This is a genomic window from Legionella gratiana, assembly GCF_001467695.1.
Classification (GTDB): domain Bacteria; phylum Pseudomonadota; class Gammaproteobacteria; order Legionellales; family Legionellaceae; genus Legionella; species Legionella gratiana.
Window position 1 is genome coordinate 231,763 of the sequence record NZ_LNYE01000029.1, and the last position, 13,724, is coordinate 245,486.

Below are 13,724 nucleotides of genomic sequence, written 5' to 3' on the forward strand. Positions count from 1 at the left end.
TTGTGGGTGAATTATTACATAATTATTATTAATTCCCAACCATTGTATTTAAGTGCTATTCATAGCAAAATAATTTTTGTCATAGTTTTGCTCTCCGTTTGGGTGCAAATGGATTAGAGATGATCTCATCAATCGATTGCTATGAAGTCTAATCAATTAGGAAAATGAATATGAAACATTGTTTATCAACATTTATGGTTTTGAGTGCTTTTTTTATCTTTTTGATGACAGGCTTCGATGTAGCCGCATCTGACTCAACGGATACTGCAAAGAGAATGACGATTAATGTTGGCATCTATGCTCCTTTTTCCCATGAATCCGCGTTTATTGGTAGAAACATGCTAGGGGCAATGGAAATCGCACGTGATCAATTAAAATCCTCTAACGTCACGTATGAGTTCTATACTTTAGATAAGATGTCAAATAATGCCAAGGCAACAAAAACATTACAAAAATTTATTGATGCACATCATATTAATGTATTATTGACTGAAGGAACCGCTAGTGGTGCTTTAGTGGCACCATTAGCAAAGAGAAATAATATCATTCATTTTTGCCTAACAAACGATTCGGTAATTACTGATGGAAAAAATAATTTTTTAGCGCAAGGTGCTCATCATCAGAATTCGACTGCTTTAACTCAAACAACGAAGCCAGAGTTTATTGCGCAGTTCCAACAAGAATATTTTAGTCATCCTATCACTCAAGCAGGTTATGCTTATGATATATTCCATATCATTCATAATAGCGCTGTGCTTGCCATGAAAACCAACGCTGATTTTTCCAGCCAAGCAGTTGCTACACACCTCTTAGCTCTTAAACCTGGAGTTGGTGTTATGGGGACATTTAATGTGGATAAACAAGGTGTTTCTTATAAAAAGCCCGTACTGACTGCATAAACTGGTATGGAGTTCTTGCTGGATGGCTGGATGAATTTAAGTCACCGCAAGCCGTTAAGCACCGCTTTATCTCTTGCATAACGGCTTGTTGCTTTTAGTGCTTACGTGTAATAACTGAGGCAGCCTCCGATGAATTAGCATAAACGGCCAAATTTGAGATTAGGTTGTGAGAAAATCTCGCGAAAACTACCCAGTATAGATTAGGAAAGGGCTATAATCTCAAAGTTATGAATGTTGGCAATAATTCCCTTTTCCCATCCATTTACAATGAAACGATCAGCATTATTTTTCAATTGTGCAGCTACTTTTCCAGAAAAATGAGCTTTTTGGCCATTTTGATCGGGAAAGGCATCAAAGATCGCATAAGTATTCGCATCAGTTTTTAATGCAACCCAAAAATAGGTTCGAGGTTCCGCAGCATCAATAACTTGTGATGCTTCATGTAAAAACAATTCAATTTCTTGCTCTTTTCCTGGTTTTACTTTGAAAACAATCAAGTTAGCGACTTTAGAGTTTAAAATTTTTTCTTTATTAAAATGATTTGTAGCAATGAGGTCAAAATGAGTAATGTTTTTTACTACTCCTTTCTCCCAATCACCTTTTACTAATTCGGGTGCTCTTTCTTTTAATGCACTCGCTACTTGGCCAGAAAAATGTTGTTCTCTTCCTGTTTCATTATAAAAGAGATCAAAAATAGCAAAATTTTCATGCTCCTTTAATCCAAACCAAAGAGGAGTTCCTGGTTCTGTTTGGTGTACTAATGTACTTCCTTTTTGTAAAAACGCCTCAAGTTGTGATGCTGTCTCTGGTTTGCTTTCTAAAGAGATATAAGTGGCTTTGGTTATGGTATCAGTTTTCATAGTTTTTTCGCTCGCATAATTGTTGGTAGAAGAAATAAGCCCGAAAGCTAAGGTACATGTTGAGAATAATAATTTAAGTTTCATTGATACTCCCGGTTGACTATCTATCAGTAGATAGATTCATTGAATAAAAAATTTTAACCCATTTTTTTAATAAATTGTTTGACTATCTCGATATAAGAAAAATCGTGATACAAGCGCGACATAAGTAAACCTCCCTCTATTTGAACAAGTAAATATTTTGGTAGATTATTTTTTGAATATAAAGCATCAAAAGAGTTATTTTCATAGCTTTCTTTATCAAGCAATTCGTAAATCCATTTTTCAAGAGTATTAAAGAAATGACAAACTCTATGTTTGAGTTTTTCAGGCAATGAAAGTACATCAGATGCTAGAATACCGCCCAAACACATTTTCATTTCATCGTGCAATGTCAATGATAAAATTACATCAACTAGATGTAATAGCTTTTCCTGTAAAGAAAGAGTTTTATTGAGTTTAAGTCCATTTAATGCAATTAATACACGATCCAGCTGCCAATCAATTACAGCAGCAGCAAGATCTTCTTTAGTAGGGTAATAATAATGAATACTGGATGTTTTAATTCCTACTATTAAGGCTACATCTTTATAGCTGAAAGCATTGTATCCCATTTTTTGGATTAAACTTTCTGCTGTATTTAATATTTTTTCTTGCATCATTGTTAGTTTCATACTATTTATTCTACCTACTAGTAGATAAAATATCAACCTTTTAATTATTTTTACGAGCAATATACTTTAAAATCCTATCTTACAATTTTACTATGCGAGTCAGTTTGGACTGGAGTACGGTGGTGACAAAACACGATTAAGTGCATTCAAATAATGTTTCGAGGTTGAATTTTTTATAAATGTGGCTTAAGAGCAATATACTTTTAGTACATTGCTCTTAGCCTTGCAACTCGTTCTGCTGTTAATGGATGAGTTGAGAATAAGTTGGTTAGTTTTTCTCCATTTAATGGATTCACGATAAACAGATGTGCTGTTGATGGGTGGGTTTCAGCCTCATTAAAGAACCGTTCATGGCTGGCCTGATCAAGTTTTAATAAAGCACTAGCAAGCCATCTTGGATTACCACAAATACGTGCTCCACCAGCATCTGCTTCGAATTCCCGAGAACGGGATATAGCCATTTGAATCAACCCTGCTGCCAAAGGAGCAACTATCATCATAATCACTCCAACGACAGGGTGTACGCCTTCTTCATTATTGGAGTGATTCCCAAACATTGAAAGCCACATGAACATATTCGCTATTCCACTAATTGCACCTGCTATAGTCGCACTTACAACATTAATTAAAGTGTCATGGTGGAGTACATGTGCTAACTCATGAGCTAAAACACCAGTGATTTCTTCTTTAGTTAATCGATCTAATAGGCCTGTGGTAACCGCGATACTGGCATTCTCAGGATTTCTTCCTGTAGCGAACGCATTTGGGGTCGTGTTATTAATTAAATAAACTTTAGGTATAGGGATCCCCGCTCTATGAGCAAGCTCTGACACAATATTAGAGACAAAATGATTGCGAGACAGAGGCTCAGCATTGTACATTCTCAAAACAATAGCATCCGAATACCAGTATGCTGAAAAATTCATAACCCCTGCAAATATTAATGCAATCAGCATCCCGGTGGTTCCTCCAAGCAATCCACCAATAACGATAAGCAATGCTGTTAGAGAAGCGAGTAAGATAAAAGTTTTCAAATTATTTATCATTTTTTATCCCCCATCGTTAATTCACTTATTTCTAATAATGGGGGTAAATATTAAAATTTCAACTCTGGTATTGGATGTATCAGAAGATGCTTATTGATGCACAAAAGCTTCTGAGTGAGATAAACCATGTTTTGGATACCGCGCACAAAGCGCGGTATGTAGGCGGTGAGAATTGAGAAAACAAAGCGATTATCGGTTCGCTAAAGACATACCTTCCAATACAGTTAATGCAGCGTAGAGTTGATAGTCACTGTGCATTAGGTCATCTAAGATTGCTTTAGTATTTTTTGTTTTTGTTTTTTCCACACTTTTGTTGATTAGATGCCCGTTCAGATCTGCTTCAGTAAATCCAATCCCATCAGCAGCTTTAGTTGTATTTTTAGGGATTTCTACTTCATTTACTACGATATCAGGCACAATTCCTGTTGCTTGGATGGATGTACCTGAAGGCGTATAATAAAGTGCTGTAGTTAACTTAATGCCTGTCTTATTATCTAAAGGTAATACAGTTTGTACTGAGCCCTTGCCAAAACTTGTTGTACCCAAAACTACTGCTCGTTTATTGTCTTTAAGTGCTCCAGCTACAATTTCAGCTGCGGAAGCAGAACCATTATTGATGAGTACCACCATTGGAGCATTATGTAAAACATCTCCTGCTTTTGCTAAAGCAGTGAAATCTGAGCCAGGTAATCGTCCTTTTGTTGAAACAATAGTTTCTGGTTTTCCTGACTTATCTTTACCTAAGAAAGCGTCAGAAACCTGAATGGCTGAGTCAAGTAATCCTCCAGGATTGTTCCTTAGATCCAGTATAAGGCCTTTTAATTTACCGCCAGATTTTTGTTTTAGTTGTGCAATCGCTTGCAACATATCTTTTCCGGTTAACGCTTGGAATTGAGTTAAACGGATGTAACCATATCCCGGTGTTAATAGTTTACTTTGTACGCTTTTAATTTGGATAACCTCACGTATTAAATCAAAAGTGAGCGCTTTATTTACTCCTTTACGCAATACAGTTAATTCAATGGTACTTCCCGCTTTACCCCGCATTAAGTTTACTGCATCTTTAAGAGAGAGTCCTTGAACTGACTCTTTACCTAATTTAATAATATAATCGCCAGATTTAATCCCTGCTTTAAAGGCAGGAGTATCAACGAGTGGAGTGACCACCTTAACAACGCCGTCTTCCATGGTTACTTCTAATCCTAGACCACCAAATTCACCGCTAGTAGAGGTTTGTAACTCTTTAAATTCTTCTTCATCCAGAAAGCTGGAGTGGGGATCAAGGCCACTAAGCATACCGCGAATGGCATTATCAAAGAGTTCTTTATCATCTACAGGTTTGACATAGTATTTTTTAATTTCACCGATTGCATTGGAAAATCTTTGTACATCTTCTAAGGGTACCGCTTTTGTGTCTGAATTAGAAGCATTGCTAGAGGTATCTGTAGTAAGCTCATCATCGGCAAACACTGGCAAAGACAACATAAGAGTCATTGCATACACTATCGCAAGTGTGCATGGATATAGTTTTCTTAACATAACGATCTCCTCAGATACAGGCTAGAATATAAGCCATTTTCTTTTGTTATAATTATTGAAATGCAATTTAGGTGCCAGGGATCAAAAAACCTAGGACAACCAGCTTAATGGTGGAATAGCCTTTCCCTTTAATCTTATTTCAAAGTATAGACCGTTTTGTTTAATTCCGCCGCTATGACCTACACTTGCAATTTGTTCATTTTGATTCACGTATTGTCCTTTTCTTTTAAATAAAGATTGATTATGGGCATATAAAGTCATAAAACCTTGACCATGATCAATAATAAGGAGCAGTCCATAGCCCTTGAGCCAATCACTAAATACGACCTTTCCAGGGTAAACGGCAGTAACTACAGCACCTTCCTCGGCAAAAAATGTCACCCCTTGATGCATTTTGTGAAATGATCGGTCCTGAGTCTGTACTGGAAGCGGCAATTTTTTGCGCATCTGACTAAAAGGCTTACTTGTCTGGATAATGCTTTGCTGAGCTAATGATTTTAATAAGCGCGTTAAATTTTCTTTATTTTTTTTGATTTCATGTAAGGTATTTTGTTTGTCTTGAATTTCATGATTAAGTGATTGAATTAAAGCGGTATGATAACCCTTATTTTGGTTCAGCTTTTCCTGGTGCTGAGTTAACTCAGTTTTAAGTTGTTTGTCCGCAATGAGTTCGGTCCGGAGTTTTTCTTTACTCTCACTCAGACTTTTACGAGTTTTATCGATTTGTTCGATAATTTGTTGTCGTGATTTAATAATATATTGATAATAAGTTAAAATTCGACTTACTTGATTTGGATCATCTTGATTGAGTAACAGTTTAATCGGTTGATATTCACCCATTTGATAACGAGCGCGAATATGATTTGCCAATAATTGTTGTTGTGTAATGAGTTGATTATTTAATTGATTCACTTGATCTTGTAAACTGGTAATTTTATGTTCTGTGCTATTTATATCATGTTGTATCGAGCGCAGTTTCTGTACGCACTCACCGATTTGTTTCTCTGTTTCTGATAACTCTTTATTTAAAACGCCGCGTTTATCGTGCGCGGAATTTAACGTTTGTTGTAAGCTACTAATTTGAGCATCTAATTGTTTGAGTTTCTTTTGTGTTTGCAGTACAGCAGAAGACGATTCGGCGTAAAGGCTGGAGCAAAACAGTATTCCCAAAATGAAGCCATTAAAATAGATAACTGCTTTTTGCCAGTGGCTAAGTTTTCGTTCTTGATTCAATGTCATCAAGAAGGGGCAAAGATTCTTTGCATCAAACTGATTTAAGCCGCGATAAATGGTGTGATTACTCTTATTCATGAATATTTTTTTCTAATAATGAATGGCCGGTCATTTCAGCTGGAGGAGTGATTCCGAGTAAGGTCAACATAGTTGGTGCAATATCAATTAAACTTCCTTTGCTGTGGGTAAAATGCCAATGTCTCCCAACGTACACCAAAGGTACAGGCTCATTTGTATGAGCAGTATGTGCTTGATGGGTGCTTTCGTCAAACATTTCTTCAGCATTGCCATGATCAGCAGTAATAAGTAATTGTCCTCCGTGTTTGGCTAATGCATGCCATACTTTACTCATACATCGATCCAGGCATTCTATGGCAGAAACGGTTGCTTCAAAATCACCACTATGGCCAACCATATCCGCATTGGCATAATTACAAATAATTACATCATATGATTGGTTCTTAATTGCCTCAACAAGATGTTCTGTTAATTGCGGGGCGCTCATTTCTGGTTGTAAATTATAGGTGGCAACTTGAGGAGAAGGAATTAGAACTCGCTCTTCATTGGGAAAAACATTCTCATTTCCACCATTAAAGAAAAAAGTGACATGAGCATATTTTTCGGTTTCTGCAATACGTAATTGACTTAAGCCATGAGTAGCAAGAACTTCTCCTAGAGTATTATTTAAAGGAGTCGGAGGAAAAGCGGGTAGAGTTGGCATGTTTTTATCATATTGAGTCATACTGACAAAATAGGATAGTTGAGGTAGAGTTTTTCTGTTGAATTTTTTAAATTTGGGATCAATAAAAGCAGTAGTGAGTTGTCGAGCTCTATCTGCACGAAAATTAAAAAATAAAATAGCATCACCATCTTTAATAGTATGTTGTTGTTTGCCAATTCGAGTCGGAGGTATAAATTCGTCGGACAGATTTTGCTGATAATACGACTCTATTGCGGTTTTTGCATCCATAAAATGATATTTGCTTTCGCCTTGAGTTAATAAAGTATAAACTTGTTCTATTCGTTCCCAGCGATTATCTCTGTCCATAGCGTAATAGCGCCCGCTAATCGAAGTTATGGTTGCTACTGGATGTATTTTAAGTTTTGTATTAAGACGCTCTAAGCTTTGCAATGCACTTTGCGGTGGCGTATCACGCCCATCTAGGAATAAATGCAAATAAATGGCAGTAAATTTTTGTTCGATGCATAAGTCGAGTAAAGCGAATAAATGTTGTTCATGGCTATGAACTCCTCCTGGAGAGAATAACCCCATGATATGCAGTGATTTTTGAGTTTTTTGTAATGCAGTAATGACCTCACAAAAAGCAGGGTTATTTGCAAATTCACCATTTTTTATACTTTTGTTAATGCGCGTGAAATCTTGTTCAATTACTCGGCCTGCGCCTATGTGCATATGTCCTACTTCTGAGTTTCCCATTTGCGCATCAGGTAATCCTACAGAATCGCCAGATGCTTGCAAAAGCATATGCGGGCAGTTTTCCCACCATTCATCCCATTGTGGTGTCTTAGCTTGGGCAATGGCATTATATCGGTTATTTTCGTTATATCCCCAGCCATCCAAAATCATGAGCAACAATGGTGCTTTTTTTGGCATGTAACACTCCGCAACATAGGATCAATTTTAGTGAGAATTATACATGACTTGAATTGTAATGCATGCTCTAGTTTCTAAGAAATCTTCATAAAGATTTAAAATTAAAAATAAGGGATTCAGAACTTTGACCTCATCGGTAGGTGAGTAGTGACATTTTTATATTAAAGCAGTTAGACTATGCACTATTTACCAGTTTGGGAAGAATAGTGTTGGAGCAAAAAATTCCTCAGCATATTGCTATTGTTATGGATGGAAATGGTCGTTGGGCTGAAAGTAGGGGGTTAGTTCGCATTGAAGGTCATAAAGCAGGTGTTGAATCTGTGAAGAAAATGATTCGTAGCTGTATGACTAAAGGTGTTCCCTATCTTAGTTTATTTGCTTTTAGTTCTGAAAACTGGTTACGTCCTGCTGATGAAGTGAGTTTCTTGATGGAGTTATTTCTAGAGTCTCTGCGCAAGGAGCTTGCGGAATTAAATCAGCATGGAATACGGATGCGATTTACTGGAAATCGTAGTTCTCTATCTCCAGTTTTACAAAAACAAATGCGTGAAGCTGAGGATTTAACAGCAAAAAATGAGCAACTCACGTTGAATGTGGTTGTTAACTATGGCGGTAAATGGGATGTGGTGAATGCAGCAAAAAAAATAGCACAAGCAGTTGTGGATGGTGAATTGAGGATCGATGAGATCAGTGAAACCAATTTTGCTCATTATTTAGATACTGAAGGGTTACCTGATCCTGATTTGTTTATTCGTACTAGCGGCGAGCTGCGGATTAGTAATTTTTTTCTTTGGCAGCTTGCCTATACCGAGCTTTATTTTAGTGAAGTTCATTGGCCGGATTTCGGAGAGGATGAGTTTGAATTGGCTTTAGCATCTTTTAATAAAAGAAAAAGAAGATTTGGGCAGATTTCTTAATTCAGTTTTAAAATTGGAATAGTTCGATATAAAAAATTACATTATTTTTATATCGAACTCACAAATTAATTTTTAAATCATAAGGGCAATATCATGTTCTTACAACGTCTTATAACTGCATTGATTTTAGCCCCTTTGGTTTTGTGGCTGATTTTTTATGGCAATCAATGGCTTTTAGTAGGAATTGTTTTAATCGTTTATATCATTGCGGTTAGAGAATCGTTCCAATTAATTCCTATAAAGAAATTCAGCATACAAGTTGGATTTCTTTTGTTGATGCTTTTGTGCTTGTGGATCTGTGGCTATTTATTTCCTTACTGGTTAACGCTAGGTTTAATTATCTGGGGATTGATTATTGTTGCGATTTTAACTTTTCCTAACTCACAGAACTATTGGGGCTATCCAGTTGTTGTGGCTGCAACTTGTTTGTTACTGTTGCCTTTATTTTTGCAAAGTCTCTTGCATTTATATAATTTACCTCAGGGTAAAGAACTATTGGTTTACTTGCTGTTTTTAATTTGGGCATCAGATTCAGGTGCTTATTTAAGTGGTAAAATTATAGGAAAACATAAACTAATTCCTCAGGTTAGCCCCGGAAAGACCTGGGAAGGAGTACTTGGAGGCGTTGTTTTATCCATGATCATTGCTTGGGGGGGAGGGTATTATTTTAAACCTATCGCTCAGGCCCATTGGTTTGTTTTGGCCTTATGTACTATAATAATTGCAATCTTCGGAGATTTATTTATCAGTATATTGAAGCGCAGGTGTCATTTAAAAGATACAGGCGCCATAATTCCTGGTCATGGGGGTATCTTAGATCGTTTGGATAGTTTGATTGCGGCTTTACCTTTATTTTATTTCGGATTAACTATGTAACCTCTCGAATTTACTTTTAAAGCTGTTTGGACTTAATAAATAATCGATAAACAGGACGTTTTTGACAGGTTCTGCCTTTCCAGGCAAGCATACCTACATGTGTTAAGTCGGAACAATTGGAGAGCAATTTAGGGTGTTACTACTATTTTTTTGGGATAACACTATGCTTTCAACTTTGCTGTATTTCTTTTTAGCTTTAATCCTATTAGTTACCATTCATGAGTACGGTCATTTTCAAGTGGCACGTTGGTGTGGCGTTAAAGTACTGCGTTTTTCTTTTGGTTTTGGTCCTGTTTTAGCGCGATGGCAAGGAAAAAAAGGCACCGAGTATGCATGGTCTTTATTCCCTCTGGGGGGCTATGTCAAAATGCTTGATGAGTCTGAAGGAGTAGTAGCAGAAAATGAACGACATTTAGCATTTAATAATCAACCCCTCTGGAAAAGAGCGGCAATCGTTTTTGCCGGTCCCTTGTTTAATTTTCTTTTTGCTTTTGTTGCGTTATGGTTGGTATTAATTATCGGGATGCCGTCTTTAGCTCCTATGATTGAATCGGTAAAACCTAATAGCATTGCTGCACATGCTGGTTTAGATGCGAAAGAAGAAATAATTGCGTTCAATGGTAATAAAATAAATAGCTGGCGTGATTTTCAATATGCTATTATGCCTCTTGTCGGCTCTGAGGAAACGATACAATTAACGGTAAAGTCATTGGTTGATGGACGTCAACGTCAAATATTTTTACCTTTAGCTCGTTGGCAATTAGATAGCAAAAAGCCGGATCCACTCCAAAGTTTGGGAATCGAACCTTTTATTCCTTCAATTCCCCCCATTGTTGGTGAAGTAGTGCCCAATTCTCCGGCAGCAAAAGCGGGATTACAAAATGGCGATAAAATTTTAAGTGTGGATGGGAAGCATTTTGATGACTGGTTGTACCTAGTTAATTATGTGCAGAAACGTCCAGATAAATCATTAGCTTTAACTATTAAAAGGAATAAGACGGTACAAAAGGTTATGGTACATACTGGAAGCCAAGAAAATAAAGGGAAAATTGAAGGCTTTTTAGGTGTACGCTCACAGAAAGTTAAGTGGCCTGCCCATTGGCTACGTATAGAGAGAGAGGATCCCCTTACGGCTATAGGTACGTCATTAAAACAAACGACTCAATTAACCAGTGCAACATTTACATTGATGGGTAGGTTAGTCATGGGGCGATTAGGATTAAATAGCATTAGTGGCCCAGTTGGCATCGCGCAAGGAGCGGGCGATTCTGGAAGAAATGGATTAGCTGCTTATTTATTTTTTCTTGCACTAGTGAGTATCAGCTTAGGTGCCTTAAATTTATTGCCAATTCCTATGCTGGATGGCGGTCATTTACTGTATTATTTGGTGGAAGCAATTCGACGGAAGCCTTTATCCAATGGCTTAAAATCAGCAGGAGCTTATTTTGGTTTATTACTATTAGTAGTTCTGATGTTTATAGCAATAACGAACGACTTATCCAGACTTACAAGTTAGTTATAGTACAATATGCTCTAACGGATTGGAGCAAAACCTTGACAGTGGTTTCTACTTCCTATAAAAAGTGTTTCAATTTTTAGTGTGCTGAGTTAGGTGTTAAAAGTACACGTAGTACTGGGCGTATAATAATAATGAAAAGAATCAGTAGTAAATTAATATTAGGTGTTTGTTGTTCCTCGCTTATTGCCTGGTCTTCACAAACAATAGCAGCGGATACTTTTGTTGTTAAAAGTATTAAAGTTACTGGGTTACAACGTGTATCTACTGGAACAGTACTTAATTACATTCCTGTTCAAGTAGGTGAAGAGGTTGGTTCTGAGTCTACTGCTGAGATCATTCGCGCTCTTTATGATACTGGCTTTTTCCAATCTGTTTCTTTGGAACGTCAAGGCAACACTTTAATTGTTAACGTAGTAGAAAGAGCAACTATTGGCTCGATTAGTGTTGTAGGAAATAAAGAAATTCCTAGTGACAAGATGAAAGATTTTCTCAAAGAAATGGGGCTGGTTAAAGGCCGTGTGTTTCAAACCTCTACTTTGGAGCGCTTAGAAAAAGAACTCAAGCAAGCATATAATGCCCGAGGAAAGTATAACGCACGTATAGAAACTCGAGTTACTCAGTTAACCGAGAACAGAGTGGGGATTACTGTTACTATTTCTGAAGGACGTGTATCGAGAATTAAACAAATCAAGATAATTGGTAACCACGACTTTACTACTAATGAATTATTGCCCGAATTTGCTTTATCCAAATCGGGTATTTTTACTTATTTTACTAAAAAAGATCAGTATTCGAAACAAGGTATGGATGCATCCTTAGAAGCATTACGTTCATTTTATCTGGATCGAGGGTATTTAAAATTTAAAATTATCTCGTCACAAGTTTTACTCTCACCCGATAGAAAAGACGTTTACATTAATGTTCATATTGAAGAAGGACCACAATATCACTTTTCAGGTTATAAAGTAGTAGGTAAACCTATATTACCTCCAGAGAAGATTGCATCATTAGTTCAAGTTAAAAAAGGAGCTGTCTTTTCACGTAAAAAAGTAACCGATACTATTTCTTCGATTGGATTAGCTTTAGGGGATATAGGTTATGGGTTCCCAGCAATAAATGCCGAGCCTCAGCTTGATGAGAACGATAAAACTGTATTTATAACCTTTATCGTGCAGCCTGGTCGGCATGTTTACGTCCGACGTATTAATTTTCATGGTAATACCAAAACTAGTGATTATGTATTACGTAGTGTTATTCGCCAAGATGAAGGAGGATTATTATCTTTACATAACATTAAAGAATCTGAACGGCAGTTGCGTTTACTAGGATATCTAAAGAATGTTGATGTAAAGACTACGCCGGTTCCTGATGCGAATAACCAGGTTGATCTTGATGTTCAAGTAGAGGAGGCTCCTTCTGCTGAGGCAAGCGCTTCTATTGGTTATGGTACTAATGGTTACCAACTGAATGCTTCAGTGAATCAACATAATTTTATGGGGACAGGACGAGCAATCGGAGCAGCATTTACGGCGAGTAAATGGGGGCAAGATTATACTTTAAATTATTATAATCCTTTTTATACAGATACAGGAATAGGGCGCGGAATAAATCTTTATTTTGCTCGAGTTGATCCTAGAAATCTGAATGTAAGTACCTATAGCTCCAATCGTTTTGGTGGTGATGTGAATTATAGTATGCCATTAGGCGAGATCAGTAGGTTACAGTTTGGATATGGTTATCAGGACATAGATATTAAAAGTGTAGGTTATGTTGTTCCTATCCAGAATTTTGTAAATTTATATGGGAAGCATTTCCACGAAATTCGTTTATCTACGGGATGGAGTCGTAACACTTATGATCAATTTCCTTATCCCACTCGCGGTCTTAATCAACAAGTTGCTGCTGTAGTTGCTTTACCTGCTGCTTCCGGGTCTTTGTCTTATTATAAAGGTTCCTATCAAGCCCGTATGTACCAACCTATAACTCATGGGTGGATTTTTTCTCTGCAAGGGTTTGCGGGTTATGGAAACGCGTTTAATAATAATGGATTACCATTTTTTGAGAATTATTATGCAGGGGGTACAGCGCAACCAGGTCAAGTACGTGGATATGACAGTTACTCTTTAGGACCTTTAGATAACTACCGCAATTCAGTGGGAGGTAACTTATTACTCAGTGGAACGGCTGGAATTATATTGCCTTACCCTTTAAGCAGAGATACTGTGCGTACAACAGCGTTTGTTGATGCAGGTAACGTATTTGCTGTGAATACTTTGTCTACTTTGACGGGTAAGTATGAAGGACCTTTAAGATACTCAGCGGGTGTTTCAATTGAATGGCGCTCTCCTTTTGGCCCATTATCATTTAGCTTGGCGAAGGCATTGAATCCTCAACAATTCGATCAACAGCAATTGTTCCAATTTGCATTATCCTCAGGATTTTAATTTTATATTTTCCCTTCATGTGGAGAGAGAAACTAGGGGCTGTAAACAGCCCCTAGAGGATAA

General features: G+C 37.1%; 11 protein-coding genes. 5 read left to right on the forward strand and 6 right to left on the reverse strand.

From position 1 onward, the window contains the following. Positions 1-170 precede the first annotated feature (170 nt). Positions 171-899: an ABC transporter substrate-binding protein gene (locus Lgra_RS14030; protein WP_058499895.1), complete on the forward strand. Its 729-nt coding sequence runs from the start codon at positions 171-173 to the stop codon at positions 897-899. Positions 900-1,099: 200 nt separating this feature from the next. On the opposite strand, the gene Lgra_RS14035 is transcribed toward Lgra_RS14030, so the two are convergent. The 6 genes from Lgra_RS14035 to gpmI form a co-directional block, all read right to left on the reverse strand. Next, positions 1,100-1,843 (reverse strand): putative quinol monooxygenase, encoded by a 744-nt coding sequence (locus Lgra_RS14035; RefSeq protein WP_238584456.1) that lies wholly within the window; start codon positions 1,841-1,843, stop codon positions 1,100-1,102. Positions 1,844-1,896: 53 nt separating this feature from the next. Further along, a complete protein-coding gene (locus tag Lgra_RS14040) occupies positions 1,897-2,472 on the reverse strand; it encodes a TetR/AcrR family transcriptional regulator (RefSeq protein ID WP_058499896.1) in 576 nt (191 codons plus the stop codon). 203 nt (positions 2,473-2,675) lie between these two features. Next, positions 2,676-3,518: a zinc metalloprotease HtpX gene (gene htpX, locus Lgra_RS14045; protein WP_058499897.1), complete on the reverse strand. Its 843-nt coding sequence runs from the start codon at positions 3,516-3,518 to the stop codon at positions 2,676-2,678. Positions 3,519-3,707: 189 nt separating this feature from the next. Next, positions 3,708-5,057: a S41 family peptidase gene (locus Lgra_RS14050; protein WP_058499898.1), complete on the reverse strand. Its 1,350-nt coding sequence runs from the start codon at positions 5,055-5,057 to the stop codon at positions 3,708-3,710. A gap of 90 nt (positions 5,058-5,147) precedes the next feature. Further along, positions 5,148-6,368, reverse strand: a complete 1,221-nt coding sequence (locus Lgra_RS14055) for a murein hydrolase activator EnvC family protein (protein ID WP_058499899.1) — start codon at positions 6,366-6,368, stop codon at positions 5,148-5,150. After that, a complete protein-coding gene (gene gpmI / locus Lgra_RS14060; protein WP_058499900.1) occupies positions 6,361-7,905 on the reverse strand; it encodes a 2,3-bisphosphoglycerate-independent phosphoglycerate mutase in 1,545 nt (514 codons plus the stop codon). The genes Lgra_RS14055 and gpmI overlap by 8 nt, the downstream gene beginning before the upstream one ends. Positions 7,906-8,114: 209 nt before the next feature. Here gpmI and Lgra_RS14065 point away from each other — a divergent pair, with 209 nt between their 5' ends. The 4 genes from Lgra_RS14065 to bamA all read left to right on the forward strand — a co-directional run bounded on the left by Lgra_RS14065 (position 8,115) and on the right by bamA (position 13,661). After that, complete coding sequence (locus tag Lgra_RS14065; protein WP_058500333.1) at positions 8,115-8,822, forward strand: isoprenyl transferase; 708 nt, start codon at positions 8,115-8,117, stop codon at positions 8,820-8,822. A 93-nt stretch (positions 8,823-8,915) separates the two neighbouring features. After that, positions 8,916-9,698: a phosphatidate cytidylyltransferase gene (locus tag Lgra_RS14070; protein WP_058499901.1), complete on the forward strand. Its 783-nt coding sequence runs from the start codon at positions 8,916-8,918 to the stop codon at positions 9,696-9,698. A 163-nt stretch (positions 9,699-9,861) separates the two neighbouring features. Further along, a complete protein-coding gene (gene rseP / locus Lgra_RS14075) occupies positions 9,862-11,214 on the forward strand; it encodes an RIP metalloprotease RseP (RefSeq protein WP_058499902.1) in 1,353 nt (450 codons plus the stop codon). A 134-nt stretch (positions 11,215-11,348) separates the two neighbouring features. Continuing rightward, a complete protein-coding gene (bamA, locus tag Lgra_RS14080) occupies positions 11,349-13,661 on the forward strand; it encodes an outer membrane protein assembly factor BamA (RefSeq protein ID WP_058499903.1) in 2,313 nt (770 codons plus the stop codon). The last annotated feature ends 63 nt before the right edge of the window (positions 13,662-13,724 follow it).